This window comes from Azospira sp. I13, from assembly GCF_003112695.1.
Classification (GTDB): domain Bacteria; phylum Pseudomonadota; class Gammaproteobacteria; order Burkholderiales; family Rhodocyclaceae; genus Azospira.
In genome coordinates, this window is sequence record NZ_BFBP01000002.1 from 513,321 (window position 1) to 529,667 (window position 16,347).

A 16,347-nucleotide genomic window follows, 5' to 3' on the forward strand; every position below is an offset into this window, starting at 1 on the left:
CGTGAGCGACACCCCGGACCTGGAAGCGCGCATCGAGGCCGCCCTGCGGGGCGAGGCCCCCGACGTCGGGGAATTGCTGCCCCTGTTGCAGGCGCTTTTCGACCGCTACCGCACCCAGCAGCGCCTGCTGGACCGGCTGACCCACATCTCGGACCAGTTCCAGCGGGCCGAGCGGGACCGGGGGGATTCCTACGCCGAGAACTACCAGCGCAAAGTGCGCCAGATCGAAAAGATCGTGCGCATCAGCGACCAGTACCAGGTCATGCTGCGGGAACTGAACGAGCGCCTGCACACCATTTCCATTCAGGACGAGCTGACCGGCCTGCCCAACCGCCGCTTCATGCAGGAGCGCCTGACCCAGGAGATCGCTCTGGTAACCCGCACCAGCGGTCGCTTCTGCATCGCCCTGGCCGACATTGACCGTTTCAAGGCCATCAACGACACCCACGGCCACGCCGTCGGCGATGCGGCCCTGGCGGCGGTGGCCGACATCCTGCGGGCCAACCTGCGGGAGTACGACGTCTGCGCCCGCTGGGGTGGTGAAGAATTCCTCATGCTCTTCCCCGGCTGCAATGTCGACGATGCCGCACCCCTGGTCGAGCGCATCCGCCAGGGCATCGGCGAGGCCCGCCTTTCCGAGGCCGGGCTTGAAGACGTGAGCATCACCATCAGCCTGGGCTATACCGAATTCCAGCTTGGCGAATCCCTCGATGCCACCCTGCGCCGGGCCGACGACGGACTTTACCGAGCCAAGGCCGAAGGCCGCAACCGCGCCATCCGGGCCTGAGGCCAGCACCTGCCTTGGGTCAAGCCTGAGCCCGGCGGTACAATAGCTGCCCCGCGCGCCCTGGCCGCCGGCCGTCTTGCTTCCCACCGCTCACCGAGTTGAACACCATGACTTTCACCCAGACCCTCGCCGCCGCCTGGCAGAAGAACGATTCCCTCCTCTGCGTCGGCCTGGACCCGGACCCGGCCAAGTTTCCCGCCCACCTGCAGGGGCGCAACGACGCCATCTTCGAATTCTGCAAGACCATCGTGGATGCCACCGCCGATCTGGTGTGCAGCTTCAAGCCCCAGATTGCCTACTTCGCCGCCCGCCGCGCCGAAGACCAGCTGGAGTCCCTGATCGCCCACATCCATGAAAAGCACCCGGGCATTCCGGTGATTCTGGATTCCAAGCGGGGCGACATCGGCAGCACCGCCGAGCAGTACGCCGTGGAATCCTTCGAGCGCTTCAAGGCCGACGCCGTCACCATCAACCCCTACATGGGCCGGGACTCGGTCGAACCCTACCTGGCCTACCCGGACAAGGGCGTCATCCTGCTCTGCCGCACCTCCAACCCGGGCGGCAGCGACCTGCAGTTCCTCGAAATTGGCAACAGCGGGGGCGAAAAGCTGTTCGAGCGCGTCGCCCGCTTGGTGGCCTCGGAGTGGAACACCACCGGCCAGTGCGCCCTGGTGGTGGGCGCCACCTTCCCCGCCGAGATCGCCCGGGTGCGTGAAATCACCGGCGACCTGCCCCTGCTGGTGCCTGGCATCGGCGCCCAGGGCGGCGACATCGAGGCCACCGTCAAGGCGGGCAGGACTGTCGGCGGCACCGGCCTGATGATCAATTCCTCCCGTGCCATCCTCTACGCCGGCAAGGGCGAGGATTACGCCGACGCCGCCCGCCGGGTGGCCCAGGAAACCCGGGACGCCATCAACCGCCACCGCTGAGCGCCATACGCGCCCCCAGCCCGGAGAACCGCCATGCGCCTGGACGACGAACGGGAAAGCGACAATGTGGAAGACCGCCGCGGCGAAAGCTTCGGCGGCGGGCTGGCGGGGGGCGGCAGCCTGTCCCTCGGCGGCATCCTGCTGGTGCTGGTGGCCAGCTACTTCCTCAACATCAATCCCCTGAGCCTGCTGGGTATGCTGGAAGAAGCGCCGGCCCCAACCCAACACAGCAGCGCCGCCCAGCGGCCACCGGCGGACGACGAGATGAGCCGCTTCGTACGCAAGGTGCTGGCCTCCACCGAAGACACCTGGCAAGGCATTTTCCGGGAGTCGGGCCAGCAGTATCAGGACCCCAAGCTGGTCCTCTTCAGCGGCGCCACGCCCACCGCCTGCGGCACCGGCCAGGCCGCCATGGGGCCCTTCTACTGCCCCGGGGACCACAAGGTGTATATCGACCTGGCCTTCTACCGGGAGCTGAAGCAGCGCTTTCACGCCCCCGGCGAATTCGCCCAGGCCTACGTCATCGCCCATGAAGTGGGCCACCACGTGCAGAACCTGCTGGGCATCTCCGGCAAGGTGGATGCCGCCCGCCGCCGCGGCGACGAAGCCCACGGCAACGCCCTCTCCGTCCGCCAGGAACTGCAGGCGGATTGCTTTGCCGGGGTCTGGGGCCAGCGGGCCGACAGCCTGCGCCACATCCTGGAGCCGGGCGAACTGGAACAGGCCCTGACGGCCGCCGCCGCCATCGGCGACGACACGCTGCAGCAACAATCCCGGGGCACCGTAGTGCCCGAAACCTTCACCCATGGCTCCTCGGCCCAGCGTGTGCGCTGGTTCCGCAAGGGCTTCGAATCTGGCGACCCCAAGCAGTGCGATACCTTCTCCGCCGCCCATCTCTGACTTTCCTGGCCGCTCCGGCGGCCCTCGCGCTTTCCCTGCTCGCCGCCCCCCTGGCCCAGGCCGCTCCCCGCCACAGCCCGGTGCCCGGCGGCGTCGCCGTGGTGCCCCTGGAAGGCGCGGCCGAGCAGGCGCCCCGGGCCAGTCTGGGGGATTCGCCCCTGGCGGTGATCCGTGAAAACGGCCGCTGGCTGGCCCTGGTGGGCATTCCCCTGGATACCCTCCCCGGCCCCCTGGCCATCAACGTGGAGACGGGAGGCAAGCGGCTCAGCCTCAACGTGGCGGTACAGCCCAAGGACTACCCGGTGCAGCGGCTGACGGTGAAAAACCCGCGCCACGTCAATCCGGCGCCGGAGGATGAAATCCGCATTGAGCGGGAGCAGGTCATCCAGGACCAGATCAAGCACCGCTTTACCAGTCCGCCGCCGGCCACCGCCTTTGCCCTGCCGGCCAAGGGGCCGCTGTCGTCCCGCTTCGGCCTGCGCCGCTTCTTCAACGGCGAACCGCGCCGACCCCATGCCGGGCTGGACGTGGCGGTGGGCACCGGCGCCCCGGTGGCCGCCCCGGCCGACGGCGTGGTGGTGAATACGGGCAACTACTTCTTCAACGGCAACACGGTTTTCGTGGACCACGGCCAGGGCCTGATCAGCGCCTACATGCACCTTTCCCGGGTAACGGTGAAGGAAGGCCAGCGCGTCGCTCAGGGCGACAGCCTGGGCGCGGTGGGCGCCACCGGCCGGGTCACCGGCCCCCATCTGCACTGGGCGGTGTTCCTCAACGGCTCGGCCGTAGACCCGGAGCTGTTCCTGGCCCGACCCTAAGCGAGGCGGGCACACGGATGCCGCCAACCCGGCAGTCTTGGCCCAGCCGCAACGCCCCCCGCCGCCCCCTCCATGCACACCCAGACCATCCACCTGCACCGCCAGGCACCGCCCAAACCCATAGCCGGCCAGCCCTGTAACGGCTGTGGGGTCTGCTGTGCAGCGGAGACCTGCCCCCTGGCCCGGCTACGCTTCCGCCAGCGCCTGGGGCCCTGCCCGGCCCTGGAATGGCAGGCGGATGCGCACCTCTACCGCTGCGGCCTGGCGCGCCGCCCCCGCCATTACTGGCCGGGGCTGCCGGCCTGGGCCGAAGGACTGGCACGGCGCCTGACCCGGCGCTGGATCGCTGCCGGCAGTGCCTGCGACAGCCAGGCCTGCATCGCCCTGTAGGCACGCCGCCAGGACAGGGTGTAGGGCTCGGGCGGCAACCACAGCAGCGTGGCACCGCCGCCCTCCCCCCGCAATTCGACGATGCCGTGTTGCGACCAGTCGCACCATCCTGCCGCCGCCAGCCCCCGTTCCGGCCACCACACCCGGCCGCCCAGCCAGCGGGGCGGCCCCAGCACCGTCACCCGCCCCTGCAGCACCCGCAGGCGGCAGCCTGGCTGTACCGCCTGCTGCATCACGGCGCCGGCGGCCAGGATGATGGGGGGCGCCTGCGGCGCCTGCTGTTGCGACTCCTGTTGTTGCGGCCCTTGCCGCACCCGCCACAACTGCCGCACCGACTGCGGCTGCCTCTGCCCCTGTTCCATGACCGTTCTCCACACGTTGATGAGATGGCCTCCATGCTAGAGAGGGCTGCAACAGGGCGGCAGGCACAGAGGCGCTCCGGGAGAACCACAACAGACGGGCAGTTTTTGCATCTGTTATGGTGCGAATCCCGGCCATCTATATCTGGCTGCCGCCCCCGCCCCAGGAGAACATGGGCCCATGGATACCCCCCTCCCCCTCTACCAGCGTCTCGCCGCCCACTACCGGGAGGCCATCGCCCACGGCTCCCTGCTGGTGGGCGACCGCTTCCCCTCGGTACGCGCCCTCATGGGCCGTCACGGCGTCAGTCTGAGCACGGCGGTGCAGGTGTGCCGTCAGCTGGAACAGGAAGGCTGGCTGGAGGCGCGGCCCCGTTCCGGCAATTTCGTCCGCCGCCCTGCCCGCCCGGCCGGGCCTCTGCCGAGCGAGCCCCGGGCCGGCCAGTTGCCGGACCCGGCCCAGTTCGTCGGCATCCACGGCCGGGTCTCGGAAATCATCGCCCGGGGCCGCCAGCAGCCGGTCAGCGTGAATTTTTCCAGCGCCCGCAGCGCCCCCGAACTGTATCCGGGCGAGGCCCTGCGCCTGGCGGCGGCCCGGGCCCTGCGGCGGCATCCGGACCTGCTGGTCAGCGCTCCGCCGCCCAACGGCTGTCCGGATTTTCTCCAGGTGCTGGCCCGGCGCGCCCTGGAGGCGGGCATGAACCTGAGGGCGGAAGAAATCGTCGTCACCCAGGGCTGCATGGAGGCCCTCAACCTGGCCCTGCGGGCCGTGACCCAGCCCGGCGACACGGTGGCGGTGGAATCGCCCACTTTCTACGGATTGCTGCAGGTGCTGGAAACTCTCGGGCTGAAGGCCCTGGAAATCCCCACCAGTCCCCAGACCGGCCTGTCCCTGGAAGCCCTGGAACTGGCCTGCGACCATTACGGCCCCATCGCCGCCCTGGTGGTGGTGCCCCACCTGCAAAACCCCCTCGGCTGCACCATGCCCGAGGCCCACAAGGCACGGCTGGTGGCCCTCTGCGCTGCGCGGGAGATTGCCCTCATCGAGGACGACACTTACAGCCCCCTGGGGGAGGACGATACGGTTCTGCCGGCCCTCAAGCACTGGGACCGGCAGGGCGGCGTCATCCACTGCGCCTCACTGCACAAGGTGCTGGCGCCGGGGCTGCGCCTGGGCTGGATCAGCGCCGGTCGCTGGCAGGCCCGGGTGGAGATGCTGAAGTACGCCCAGAGCCGGCAGAACGAGGCCCTGGGGCAGCTGGCGGCCGCCGACTTCATGGGCTCCAGCGCCTACGACCGCCACCTGCGGCGCCTGCGGGCGGCCCTCGGCAGCCAGCGCCGGCGCACCACGGAGGCGGTGCTTGAGTATTTTCCCGCCGGCACCCTGGCCGCCAGGCCCCAGGGCGGGCTGGCCCTGTGGGTGCAGCTGCCGCCCGGGGTTTCCTCCCGGGAGGTTTTTGAACGGGCCCTGGGCGAAGGCATCTTCATTGCGCCGGGGCTGATGTTCTCCAACTCCAACCGCTTCGACGGCTATCTCCGCCTCAACTGCGGCGCCCCCTACACCCCGGCCATCGACGCCGCCCTGCGCCGCCTCGGCGCCATCGTCGGCGGCCTGGCCTAGGCCAGCATCCGCTCGTAGGCGGCCAGGGCCGCCGCCAGCTTGCCGGTCGGCTGATAGGGATCGCCCAGGCCGAATTCCTGTTGCAGGGAGGACTGGTTGTCGGCGATGAAGGTGATGGCCCGGCTCAGGTTATCCAGCTGGCGATCGAAGAAGTTGTTGGAGGAGGTCAGCAGCTCGGTGGATTTGACGAAGTTGCCGCTGAACTCCTGCACCGTCGCCACCACGCCCTCCCGGTTGGTCGCCAGGGCCTGGGTGAGCCGGGGGCCATCAAGCACGGCCTGCTTGCTCACCGGGTCGATGCTGAGGCCCAGGGACTCCATGCCGGAGAAGCCGGCAGCGGCGCCGTTGAAGGGATTCTGCACGCTCTGCTCCAGCTCGTAGCCGGCCACCTGGGCCGCCTGGGTGCCGGCCAGCAGGCCGCCCTGCTGCATGTCTTCGTCGAAGCCGGTGCGCCAGGCGTTGTAGTCGCTGACAAACTGCTCCAGCTTCTGGCGGATGGCCTCGTCACTGCTGCCGGCATTGATGCTGCCCAGGGCGGTGCCGGCGTCGGCCGCCGACCCCAGGGCTGTCTGCATCTGGCTCAGTTCTGCGAACTGCCCCTTGTAGAGCACGTTGCGGTAGTTGATCTCGCTCATCATGCGATAGGCGGATTCGGGGTCGAACAGGGCCATGTTGCGGCCCGTGGGCGAGAGGGTCGAGGTACCGCCGGCCTGGGCGACGGCTTTGGTCTGCTGCAGGGCTGCGGGCAATTCGGCCTGGGGCGGCGTCTTGAGGGAAGCCAGCAGGGCCGTAAAGCCGGTGCTGTCGGCGCCCTGGGTGCCTGCGGCGGTTGGCAGGGTCTGGGCCCGCAGGGTGGCGATGCGCAGGGCCAGGTCCAGCCCCGCATCCGGTTTTCCTTGTATCGACATAGGGCCTCCTGCTGCGGCAATGAGTTCTGATGGTGCAAGCCTTGCAAAAAGCGGGCCGCCAGAGCCGCCACGGTACACCAGATGGCGTCAGGGAGCGATAGCGATGGACGCTGGCAAAGAGCCCCCTGGAGAGGCAATAGGGACGCCATTCTCCGCAATGCCACCCCGGGAAGCGAAGCGGGGCGCGGCATACCGGGCATGTCCGCGTCCCTGCTGCCTTTTCGGGCAGTTCCCGGGCATCGCGCAGCGCCTTCTCTCGGCGCCCTCTCCGGTCCTTCTTCCGGCAACGGCAGGAGGCGCCGCCGTCACGGCAATTCGTGCCGCCCGGCCGCCGCTCCCGGGCCCTTATGCTGCATAGCAAAACTATTTGTCACATGGTGGGACTATCATGGTTGCGAAGGCCCGGGAGGTTGTGAGGCGGGCCGGATGTGTGACCCTACAATAATCGGAGAAGAATGAATGAATGCACTGAACGGCTACGACATCGAAGACCTGCAACCCGGCATGAGCGCCAGCATGGCGAAGACGGTGACGGAGGCGGACATTGTGCTGTTTGCCGGCATTTCCACCGATACCAACGCGGTGCATCTGAATGAGGAATTTGCCAAAACCACCATGTTCGGTGGCCGCATCGCCCACGGCATGCTCTCCGTCGGCTTCATCTCCGCCGTGCTCGGCACCCGCCTGCCCGGCCCGGGCAGCGTCTATATGGGCCAGACCCTGAAGTTCAAGGCGCCCGTGCGCCCCGGCGATACCGTGACCGCTACGGTGACGGTGAAGGAAGTGATCGTTGAGAAGAAGCGGGTGATCCTGGATACGGTGTGCACGGTGAACGGCAAGCCGGTCATCGAGGGCGAGGCCACCATCATGTGCACCTCGCGCCAGAAGTAAGACGGAACAACCTTCCGCCGGGCGATTCCGCCCGACATGAAAACGGGGCGCCATGGCGCCCCGTTTATCTTGCTACTGCGGGAAAAGCGGCGGGGGGCTACAACCCGCCCCGCCCCTTCCCTCACCTTGCCGCCGGATCAACCTTCCCGGGGCGTGCGACGCTTGGCCGGCGGCTTGTTGCCGCCGAAACCGCCGCCACCGCCGGGCTTCTTGTTGCCGAAGCCGGGCTTGCTGAAGCCGCCCTTGCCGCCGGGCGCGTTGCTGCGGGGTGCCCGGTTGCCATCCACATCGCCACCCCACTTGCGACGGGGCGGGGCGATGACTTCGGATTCACCATCGAGGCGGTGGATGAGCAGGGGACACTGCTTGATCTCCACTTCCTTGAGCATCATCAGGGCATCCTTGGGCAGGCTGTCCGGCAGTTCCACGGTGGAATACTCGTCGAACAGGGCGATGTGGCCGATGTAACGGCTCTGGATGTCGGCTTCATTGGCGATGCAGCCGACGATGTCCTTCGGCGTAGCGCCCTGGTTGCGGCCCACCTCGATGCGGTAGCGCACCATGTTGGCCACGTTGCCCAGGTCGCGGCCCTTGCCCTTCTTGGCATCGGGACGCTCGCCGCGGTCCGGGCGCTCAGTGCGCTCGGCACGGTCAGCCCGTTCGGGACGATCCTTGCGTTCGAAACGCTCACCGCGTTCGGGACGCTCGAAGCGCTCCTTGCGCTCGGGGCGGCCTTCCGCATCGCTTTCAAAGCTGCGCACTTCCTTTTCCGGCATCTGCAGGGGGCGGGACTTCTGCACCAGGAAGGCCAGGGCGGCGGCCACTTCGTGGGCGCCCACGTTGGCTTCTTCCTCGATCTGGGTCACCACCTCTTCGAAGAAGGACAGTTCGCCGGCTTCCAGGGTCTTGATGATCTGCTGCTTGAACTGGGTGACGCGACGGTCGGCCACATCCTGCTTGGTGGGCAGGCGCAGGGGGGAGATGTTCTGCCGGGTCACCCGTTCGATGGTGCGCAGCATGCGCATTTCCCGCGGGGAGACGAAGAGGATGGCGGTGCCGGTGCGGCCGGCGCGGCCGGTACGGCCGATGCGGTGCACATAGGCTTCCACATCGTAGGGAATGTCGTAGTTGATGACGTGGCTGACGCGGGGCACGTCGATGCCGCGGGCGGCCACGTCGGTGGCGATGACGATGTCCAGGCCGCCGCTCTTCAGTTGTTCGATGACGCGTTCGCGGTTGGCCTGGTTCATGTCGCCGTTCAGGGCGGCAGCGGCGTAGCCACGGGCTTCCAGCTTCTGGGCCAGCTCTTCGGTGGCGGTCTTGGTGCGCACGAAGATGATGGCGGCGTCCAGGCTGTCTTCCACTTCCATGATGCGGGTCAGGGCATCCAGCTTGTGCAGGCCGGAAACCTGCCAGTAGCGCTGCTGAATGGCGGAGACAGTGCTGGTGGCAGCCTTGATCTTTACTTCCTGGGGGTCCCGCAGGTACTTCTGGGCGACGCGGCGAATCTGCTCCGGCATGGTGGCGGAGAACAGGGCGGTCTGGCGCTCGGCGGGAATGTGTTCGAGGATCCATTCGACGTCGTCGATGAAGCCCATGCGCAGCATTTCGTCGGCCTCGTCCAGCACCAGGGTCTTCAGCTGGGAGAGATCCAGGCTCTTGCGCTCCAGGTGGTCCATGACCCGGCCCGGGGTGCCGATGATGACGTGGGCGCCGCGCTGCAACTGCTTCAGCTGAATGCCGAGGCTCTGGCCGCCGTAGATGGGCAGGACGTGGAAACCGGGCATGTGCTTGGCGTACTTCTGACAGGCTTCGGCGACCTGAATGGCCAGCTCGCGGGTGGGCGCCAGCACCAGGGCCTGGGGGAAGCGCTGGGACACATCCAGCTTCTGCAGCAGGGGCAGGGCGAAGGCGGCGGTCTTGCCGGTGCCGGTCTGGGCCATACCCAGCAGGTCCTTGCCTTCCATCAGCAGGGGAATACATTCGGCCTGGATGGAGGAGGGGGTTTCGTAACCCACGTCGCTCAGGGCCTGGAGAATAGGTTCGGAAAGGCCCAATTGGGCAAAGGTGTCGACAGAGGATGTCATGGAGCTTCCAGTAATGAGGAGAGGCCGCGCGAAGCAGCCAAGGTCAAGCGCAGGGAGTCGCCCGCCAATTTGGGGTCACATTGACCCGACCAAGCCCCGGAAAAGCCGAGGCGCCCACATCCACCGGAATCCGCCTATGACGCGGCCCGGCGGCCACAACTGCGTCGACCAGCGGCGCATACGCCCTGTCAATGCAGCATCTACCCGTTCGGCCCCTGCCGACCCTACTGTTCCAGCTGTCCCTACAGCTTTTCCGGGGTCTTTCAGGCCTGTTGAACCTCTCTCGAGCCCTTCAGCGGGCTCCGCCATGATGCCAATGGACTTACAACGCCTTTGCAGGCCTAGCCATTACAGACAATCAGGGAAATAAGAAGCGCGTTACAGACGATGTGCAACACGGGGGCTTCCAACGGGAAGGGCGTACTTTACTCCCAAAGTGTTGTCGTGACGAGCTTTTTCCAGGCAAGCCGGGCAAACAATGCCTATATTGGAAGCAGGGTTTTACGAATAAAAAGGGAGAACATCATGAGTTTCTTTGACGGCCCCATCAGTCGCTGTGAAGCGGCACACGCCATGGTCATGACTGATCAGACGCAACGCCAGTGCGCGCTGGAACATGCTTGCCCACCGGGTCAGGCATGCCCTCTGGATGGGTGTTTTGCCGCCGTTTCTGGCCTAGCGGAAACCACCATGCCCCCGCCTGCCCCAAAGCACAAGGCTCGGAAGCAGGGATAAAGAAGAGGGGGAGTGAAGCTCAGGCTGCCAAGGCTGCCGGGCTGAAGCCGACATTACGCATGTGGACGGCCAGGGCGGTATCCATGGTGGCGGCGTGGGTGGCAAACCAGCTGACCAGTTCTTCGGCAGCGCGGCGCCCAATGGCCACGTCCCCCTTGGCTACCATGCGGCGGATGCTTTGCAAGGTGGCGAGTACCCGCTGGTGCTCGTCCACGTGACAGTGGATGGGGGGGAAACTGGACTTCTCCATCCAGAGGTTTTCCTGGTCGAAATGAGCGACGGTATGGGCCAGGAACTGGTCGAAGGATGCCAAAAACTCACCTTCGGAAACTTCAGTCAGGCGATTGATCCACTCCACGAATTCCCGGTGGGTATCATCCATGGGGGTGCAGCCGAGTTCATATTGCGGCAGCCAGGGCATAACGACAGACATGACAAATCCCTATAAAACGTACGGTTATTGCATATTATCGCTGCCCGGCGGGCCGTCGTTTTTGACGTATATTAAAATTAATTGATATGCCATAAGCGATATTGTTGCTGACCAGAATCCTGGTTGGAGGATTACACTGCCAGGGACGTGCAAGCCTACAACCATAACTGAAATGGGGAGACGTTCCATGACCGGCAAGAAGCCTTTTAATCCGCTGATTCCCGACCCGGAAATCTTCCAGGATTTTGTGGATGCCCTGGGCGACCATATTCCCGCCATCGAGCGGGATATTGCCCGGCTGAAAAAGGCACCGGACGACCGCTCCGTCCTGGCTGACCTGTTCCGGGCCGTGCATACCATCAAGGGCGATGCCGCCCTGTGTAAACTGGATCTGGCGGTGCGCATCGCCCATCCCATCGAATCGGTCCTATCCCGCTTGCGGGAAGGACAACTGGCTTTTTCCGACCTGATTGGGGAAGCCATACTGCTGGCCCTGGACCGCCTGGAACTGGCGGTGGACGCCATCGGCACCGGCCGCTCCGTCGAAAACCTGCGCCTGAACCAGCTGATGCAGGGGCTGGATGCCCTGGGGGCTTGCGAACCGCCCCAGGCAGACCGCTGCAGCGCCGACCTGATCGAGGCGGTGACTGGCTTCCAGCCTGTTGCCAATCTCGGGCAGCCACACCGGCAGGCAGCACCGACAGTACGCAGCAATGAGCATCTGGCCAACGACCTGCGCTTCTTCCGCACCCTGGCCCAACAGTACGAGGCCCGCTCCGCCTTGTTCAAAGGGCGTAGCGCCCGGGTACTCAAGCTGGCCCTGGAAACCAATGCGGAGGCGGGCAAGCCGGTGGACCCGGTGCAACTGGCAGCGGCCGTGTACATGCACGATATTGGCATGATGTTCGTGCCAGAGTCGGTCTGGCTAAAGCAGGGGCGCCTGAGCGAGGAGGAAAAACGGGCCATGCAGGAGCATCCACTGCAAGCGGCGGGACTACTGGAGCGGATGGAAGGCTGGGGCGAGGCGGCCCGGATGGTGGCGGAACACCATGAGATGCCGGACGGCGGAGGTTACCCCCGGGGCCTGCCGGCCCACGCCATTAGCGACGGCGCCAAGATTTTGGCCATTGCGGATGCATTTGAGGCGGTCACCCTGAAACATAGCCAGCGGGGGCATACCCGCTCCATCCTGCGGGCCATTGCCGAGGTCAACGCCTGCGACAAGCAGTTCGCCCCGGAATGGATCGGCCCGTTCAATGCCGTCATCCGCCGTCAGGTAGAGGCGGCCTGAATAGGCCTGGAGAAAGGTCAGGCCGCCGGGGCCGTGGCGGCCAATTTCCCCAGGGCAACCGAGGCCGCTGTGAGCCCAAAGCTGGCGGTAACGGCAACGGCGGAGCCGAACCCGGCGCAGTTCAGCGGAGCGCCACCACCACCGGGGGGCGCACAGGCCGCATCGGGATAGCGCAGGGGCTCCTCGGAATAGACGGCGGCAATGGCAAATTTCTTCTTGGCATCCCGGGGAAAGCCATGGAATTTCCGCAATTGCCCCCGCACCTTGGCCAGCAGCGGATCCTGGGTAGTACGGGCAAGGTCTTCAACACGTATACGGCAGGGGTCCAGTTGGCCACCGGCGGCGCCGCAGGTGACCACCGTGATGCCACGGCCGCGACACCAGGCGAGCAGGGCCGTCTTGGCCCGCACGCCATCAATGGCATCAACCAGCACATCCACGGCGGGCAAGCCCCCCAGCAGGGTATCCAGATTGTCAGGCGCGACAAAGTCATCTACACCGACCACCTGGCAGTCCGGATTGATTTGATGAATCCGCGCCGCCATGGCTTCGATCTTGGCCTGGCCCAGGGTGCTATCGAGGGCGTGGAGCTGGCGGTTGATATTGGATTCGGCAATGTGATCCAGATCCACCAGGGTCAGGGCTCCCACACCGCTGCGGGCAAGGGCTTCCACCGTCCAGGAGCCGACACCACCAATGCCCACTACACAGACGTGGGCGCTGCGGAAGCGCGCCAGGGCTGCGTTTCCGTAAAGGCGCGCCACACCACCGAAGCGGCGTTCGTAGTCGGGGGAAAGCGGCAGGGGTGGGGTAGAGGCGGAATCAGTCATGGCGGCTCGGATGATACACGTTGACCGGTCGGCGGAGGCTGGCAGCCGTAGCGCGCCCCCTGCTACCATGAGGTCATCATGAGCCACGACAAAAAGCTACGATCAAAGAAGTCCGGCCTGGCCCCGGGGGCCCTGATCCATCTGGGCGACGTCAAGACCGACACGCCCAGCCTGGACCTGCTTGAGTATGATCCGGCCGGCATCTATCCCCAGGAGTTGGCCGGAGAGGCGGCAGTTCGCGCGCTGCAACGGCGCCCGGGCGCCATACTTTGGCTCAATGTCTACGGCTTGCAGGATGCGGGGCTAATGGCAGCCATCGGCGAACGTTTCGGCCTTCACCCCCTGGTGCTGGAGGACATTCTCAACACCGATCAGCGCCCCAAGGTGGATGACTACGGTGATTACCTGTATCTGGTGGGCCGCCTGTTCGACTACCACCCGCGCAGCCATCAGTTGGCCAGCGATCAGGTGAGCGTCATCCTGGGCCACGATTTCGTGCTGACCTTCCAGGAGCGCCCGTCTGGCACTTTCCACGCCCTGCGGGAAAGGCTGCACGCCAACCGCAATCAGATTCGACGGCTGGGCGCCGACTATCTAGCCTATTCGCTACTCGACTCTCTGGTAGATCGCTATTTCGGGCTGGTCGAGCAGGTGGGAGACCATGCCGAGGTTCTGGAGGCCAGCCTCATCAACCGCCGGCCGCGCCCAGGCGTGTTGCAGTCCATCCATCGTCACAAGCGCCAGGTGACGACCCTGCGGCGGGCCATCTGGCCCCTGCGGGAGGTGCTGAATGTGCTGCTGCGCAGCCATGAAGGCTTCTTCCGCGCAGAAACAGTGCTTTACCTACGGGACGTCTATGACCACACGGTGCACTTGATTGAATCCCTGGAGGATCTCCGGGATCTGCTCACCGGACTTCTGGATATTTACCTCTCCGCCGTGAGCAACCGGGTCAACCTGGAAGTACGGGCGCTGACGGTGGTGGCCACCATTTTCATGCCGGCAACCCTGATTGCCGGCATTTTCGGCATGAATTTCCACACCATGCCCTGGCTGGAGGCACCGGAAGGCTTCTGGTACGCCATGGGGATCATGGGCGTCATCGCCGCCATCATGCTGGCAGCTTTCTGGCGGCGACGGCTGATCGGCTGAACTTTCGCAGCAGGGTTAGCGATTGTCTTTCCAGAAGGCCAGGCCCTGGGCATTCAGTTCGATGTCCAAGGCAAAGATGTCGAGCAACTGGGCCTGGGGAAGGGTCCAGCCATAGCGCTCGGCTTCGGCAAAGAGCAACTGGTTGATGCCATTCACCAATTCGGCCTGGCGCTCCTCCCCCGTCGTGCTTACACCTTCGACCAGGGCCACATGGGCATCGATCAGGCGATGCATATCCTGGCCCAGACGCACCACATCGTGAACGCGGCTGTAGTGGGTAAGAAACATGTAGGGCAATTGGAAGGACAGCAGCAAGTCGATGGAACGGTGCATGGCCTCCGGATCGAACTGCACCGGTGTCGTGGTCGGGAAGATGTACTGCTGCACCGTGTCACCCACCGTCTTGTCCAGTTCACGATAGGACAGGCCAAAGGTGTCTCCCGTATAAATTCCCTCACCGGTCTTATCCACCAGGCCGATGTGGTGCTTCGCATGACCGGGTAAATCCAGGCACATCAGTTCCCGACCGGCGAGGCTCAGCACCGTTCCATGCTCGGCCTCGATGATGCGATCCACCGCCACGGGGACGAGTTCACCATAAAATTCCTGGGCCCGCGCCTCACCATAGACGGCAACCACTCCGGCCCAAAGCTTGGAGGGTTCGGCCATGTGCCGAGCGCCCCGGGGATGCACAACCAGCCGGGCATTGGGAAAGGCCTGCATGTAGGCTCCTGCGCCACCTGCATGGTCCAGGTGAATATGGGTCAGCACCACATAGTCCACACAGCCCTCCCCCAGACCCAGCGCCTGCAGGGCCGCTTGGACCTTGACCAGGGAGGCATTGTTGGCGGTATCGACGATCGCCACATGCCCGTCCTGCACGATGAGGTGGATGGCGGCCAGAGTAGGGCGCCCGTATCCGGATTCCAGGGCATATACGCCGTGGTTGTAGGGAGTCAGGCCTGCCGCCTGAATTCGGTTTGTCTCCACCATTGTTTTCTTCCCAAAAGGTCGAATTGTAGCGGAGCACCGTACCGATGCGTATTGCCTCCCGGCAACGCATATGGGAGTCTAGTCACCCCTCGTTTTATAAGCATGCACCATGCCCCATTTCTTTGCCGACGATGGAGAGAAGATCCACTTTCACGATAGCGGACAAGGTTCGCCGGTGGTGCTGCTGCATGGCTGGACCTCCAGCCACCAGGAATGGTTTCCCTTTGTCCAGGAACTGCAGAAACACCATCGCATCCTGCGCTGGGATGCCAGAGGGCATGGCGGCCATCAACTGAGCCAACCGAGCCCGCCGACGGTACAGCGAATGGCGCAGGATCTGCATCAGCTGCTGGATCACGCGGGGTTGAGCAAAGCGGTGCTGGTCGGCCACTCCATGGGTGCCCTAACGATCTGGCAGTACATTCGTGACTATGGATGTGAGCGCCTGGAGAAGATCTGCCTGATCGACCAATCTCCCAAACTCGTGACTTCGGAGGATTGGGATCTTGGCGTCTATGGCAACTTCACTACTCTCCGGGCTGCTGAGTTTATTGATGAACTTCGCAGCGACTTCCCAGAAGCAGTATTGCGCCTGGGGGCCCTAGGCCTCAATGAACGAGCCAGGGAAAAATATCTTCAGAACGCACCGGGCTGGGCCAAGGCCCGGACTTTCCTCAAGCAACAGACGCCCGAACCATTGATTGCTTGCTGGCAGAGTCTGACCGAGGCGGACTACCGGGATGTGCTGGAACAAATCGACGTTCCGGCCCTGCTGATTTACGGTGGAGCCAGCAATTTCTATCACCAAGCCACTGCACATTATGTGCGCGACCACTTGCGGGAGGCGATTCTTCATATCTATGAAGGCACCGACCACTCACCGCACCAATGGCAAAGGGAGCGCTTTATCGGAGACCTGCTGGCATTTATTGCCTAAGGGCTATCCTGCTGAGCTGGGTATGCGGGGAGGTTGTTGCTTAGGAGATAAGCTGCAGCGGCTTGGTAGGGTTATCCGCGTATCGGAATCGTAGATAGGAACGACAAAGGGGCCGATCCGTCAGGACTCGGCCCCTTTGTTTTGCAAGAGAAGGTGCTTATCGCTTGGCGAGAAGTTCAACCTCGAAGACCAACGTTGCATTGGGCGGAATCACCCCACCGGCGCCTCGGGCACCATAGCCGAGTTGAGGCGGGATGGTGAGTTTACGGACTTCGCCGATCTGCAT

At 64.9% G+C, this 16,347-nt stretch carries 16 protein-coding genes; 9 read left to right on the forward strand and 7 right to left on the reverse strand.

Annotation, left to right across the window (positions count from 1 at the left end):
- The first annotated feature begins 1 nt into the window (after position 1).
- From siaD to AZSI13_RS02465, 4 genes are all read left to right on the forward strand, one after another.
- Entirely contained in the window at positions 2-787 is a 786-nt protein-coding gene (gene siaD, locus AZSI13_RS02450) for a biofilm regulation diguanylate cyclase SiaD (RefSeq protein ID WP_109039592.1), read from the forward strand.
- Between the two features lie 107 nt (positions 788-894).
- Complete coding sequence (gene pyrF / locus AZSI13_RS02455; protein ID WP_109039593.1) at positions 895-1,716, forward strand: orotidine-5'-phosphate decarboxylase; 822 nt, start codon at positions 895-897, stop codon at positions 1,714-1,716.
- 33 nt (positions 1,717-1,749) lie between these two features.
- Entirely contained in the window at positions 1,750-2,616 is an 867-nt protein-coding gene (locus AZSI13_RS02460; protein WP_109039594.1) for a neutral zinc metallopeptidase, read from the forward strand.
- Positions 2,586-3,434, forward strand: a complete 849-nt coding sequence (locus AZSI13_RS02465) for a M23 family metallopeptidase (RefSeq protein WP_235609602.1) — start codon at positions 2,586-2,588, stop codon at positions 3,432-3,434. The genes AZSI13_RS02460 and AZSI13_RS02465 overlap by 31 nt, the downstream gene beginning before the upstream one ends.
- A 281-nt stretch (positions 3,435-3,715) precedes the next feature.
- Here the strand turns inward: AZSI13_RS02465 and AZSI13_RS17170 are convergent, their stop codons facing one another.
- Positions 3,716-4,186 carry a hypothetical protein gene (locus AZSI13_RS17170; RefSeq protein WP_133247247.1) on the reverse strand — a complete coding sequence of 157 codons (471 nt, stop codon included), beginning with the start codon at positions 4,184-4,186 and terminating at the stop codon, positions 3,716-3,718.
- Positions 4,187-4,364: 178 nt separating this feature from the next.
- Between AZSI13_RS17170 and AZSI13_RS02475 the strand changes: the two genes are divergently transcribed.
- Complete coding sequence (locus AZSI13_RS02475; RefSeq protein WP_109039596.1) at positions 4,365-5,804, forward strand: PLP-dependent aminotransferase family protein; 1,440 nt, start codon at positions 4,365-4,367, stop codon at positions 5,802-5,804.
- Here AZSI13_RS02475 and fliD read toward each other — a convergent pair.
- On the reverse strand, positions 5,801-6,712 hold the full coding sequence (fliD, locus tag AZSI13_RS02480) for a flagellar filament capping protein FliD (RefSeq protein ID WP_109039597.1): 912 nt from the start codon (positions 6,710-6,712) through the stop codon (positions 5,801-5,803). The genes AZSI13_RS02475 and fliD overlap by 4 nt on opposite strands.
- A 459-nt stretch (positions 6,713-7,171) precedes the next feature.
- Here fliD and AZSI13_RS02485 point away from each other — a divergent pair, with 459 nt between their 5' ends.
- The gene (locus AZSI13_RS02485; RefSeq protein WP_109039598.1) at positions 7,172-7,603 is read left to right on the forward strand and encodes a MaoC family dehydratase; all 432 of its coding nucleotides are present in this window, start codon (positions 7,172-7,174) and stop codon (positions 7,601-7,603) included.
- Positions 7,604-7,740: 137 nt separating this feature from the next.
- On the opposite strand, the gene AZSI13_RS02490 is transcribed toward AZSI13_RS02485, so the two are convergent.
- Together AZSI13_RS02490 and AZSI13_RS02500 are read right to left on the reverse strand one after the other, a co-directional pair.
- Positions 7,741-9,690 carry a DEAD/DEAH box helicase gene (locus AZSI13_RS02490; RefSeq protein ID WP_109039599.1) on the reverse strand — a complete coding sequence of 650 codons (1,950 nt, stop codon included), beginning with the start codon at positions 9,688-9,690 and terminating at the stop codon, positions 7,741-7,743.
- 754 nt (positions 9,691-10,444) lie between these two features.
- On the reverse strand, positions 10,445-10,858 hold the full coding sequence (locus AZSI13_RS02500) for a hemerythrin domain-containing protein (protein WP_201262279.1): 414 nt from the start codon (positions 10,856-10,858) through the stop codon (positions 10,445-10,447).
- A gap of 187 nt (positions 10,859-11,045) precedes the next feature.
- On the opposite strand from AZSI13_RS02500, the gene AZSI13_RS02505 reads away from it, so the two are divergent.
- A complete protein-coding gene (locus AZSI13_RS02505) occupies positions 11,046-12,149 on the forward strand; it encodes an HD domain-containing phosphohydrolase (protein WP_109039601.1) in 1,104 nt (367 codons plus the stop codon).
- Positions 12,150-12,166: 17 nt separating this feature from the next.
- Here AZSI13_RS02505 and AZSI13_RS02510 read toward each other — a convergent pair whose 3' ends face one another.
- The gene (locus AZSI13_RS02510; protein ID WP_109039602.1) at positions 12,167-12,979 is read right to left on the reverse strand and encodes a ThiF family adenylyltransferase; all 813 of its coding nucleotides are present in this window, start codon (positions 12,977-12,979) and stop codon (positions 12,167-12,169) included.
- Between the two features lie 78 nt (positions 12,980-13,057).
- Between AZSI13_RS02510 and corA the strand changes: the two genes are divergently transcribed.
- Entirely contained in the window at positions 13,058-14,131 is a 1,074-nt protein-coding gene (corA, locus tag AZSI13_RS02515; protein ID WP_109039603.1) for a magnesium/cobalt transporter CorA, read from the forward strand.
- A gap of 15 nt (positions 14,132-14,146) precedes the next feature.
- Here the strand turns inward: corA and AZSI13_RS02520 are convergent, their stop codons facing one another.
- Complete coding sequence (locus AZSI13_RS02520; protein ID WP_109039604.1) at positions 14,147-15,124, reverse strand: MBL fold metallo-hydrolase; 978 nt, start codon at positions 15,122-15,124, stop codon at positions 14,147-14,149.
- A 109-nt stretch (positions 15,125-15,233) separates the two neighbouring features.
- On the opposite strand from AZSI13_RS02520, the gene AZSI13_RS02525 reads away from it, so the two are divergent.
- A complete protein-coding gene (locus AZSI13_RS02525; RefSeq protein ID WP_109039605.1) occupies positions 15,234-16,061 on the forward strand; it encodes an alpha/beta fold hydrolase in 828 nt (275 codons plus the stop codon).
- Positions 16,062-16,218: 157 nt separating this feature from the next.
- On the opposite strand, the gene AZSI13_RS02530 is transcribed toward AZSI13_RS02525, so the two are convergent.
- Positions 16,219-16,347 (reverse strand): FKBP-type peptidyl-prolyl cis-trans isomerase (locus AZSI13_RS02530; RefSeq protein WP_201262280.1); only part of this gene is annotated, 129 nt, incomplete at its 5' end.

Bases quoted from the DNA above. Each gene is read 5' to 3' on its own strand.
- pyrF (WP_109039593.1), top strand. From the start codon at position 895: ATGACTTTCACCCAGACCCTCGCCGCCGCCTGGCAGAAGAACGATTCC.
- AZSI13_RS02460 (WP_109039594.1), top strand. From the start codon at position 1,750: ATGCGCCTGGACGACGAACGGGAAAGCGACAATGTGGAAGACCGCCGC.
- AZSI13_RS17170 (WP_133247247.1), bottom strand. From the start codon at position 4,186: ATGGAACAGGGGCAGAGGCAGCCGCAGTCGGTGCGGCAGTTGTGGCGG.
- AZSI13_RS02475 (WP_109039596.1), top strand. From the start codon at position 4,365: ATGGATACCCCCCTCCCCCTCTACCAGCGTCTCGCCGCCCACTACCGG.
- fliD (WP_109039597.1), bottom strand. From the start codon at position 6,712: ATGTCGATACAAGGAAAACCGGATGCGGGGCTGGACCTGGCCCTGCGC.
- AZSI13_RS02485 (WP_109039598.1), top strand. From the start codon at position 7,172: ATGAATGCACTGAACGGCTACGACATCGAAGACCTGCAACCCGGCATG.
- AZSI13_RS02490 (WP_109039599.1), bottom strand. From the start codon at position 9,690: ATGACATCCTCTGTCGACACCTTTGCCCAATTGGGCCTTTCCGAACCT.
- AZSI13_RS02500 (WP_201262279.1), bottom strand. From the start codon at position 10,858: ATGTCTGTCGTTATGCCCTGGCTGCCGCAATATGAACTCGGCTGCACC.
- AZSI13_RS02505 (WP_109039601.1), top strand. From the start codon at position 11,046: ATGACCGGCAAGAAGCCTTTTAATCCGCTGATTCCCGACCCGGAAATC.
- AZSI13_RS02510 (WP_109039602.1), bottom strand. From the start codon at position 12,979: ATGACTGATTCCGCCTCTACCCCACCCCTGCCGCTTTCCCCCGACTAC.
- corA (WP_109039603.1), top strand. From the start codon at position 13,058: ATGAGCCACGACAAAAAGCTACGATCAAAGAAGTCCGGCCTGGCCCCG.
- AZSI13_RS02520 (WP_109039604.1), bottom strand. From the start codon at position 15,124: ATGGTGGAGACAAACCGAATTCAGGCGGCAGGCCTGACTCCCTACAAC.
- AZSI13_RS02525 (WP_109039605.1), top strand. From the start codon at position 15,234: ATGCCCCATTTCTTTGCCGACGATGGAGAGAAGATCCACTTTCACGAT.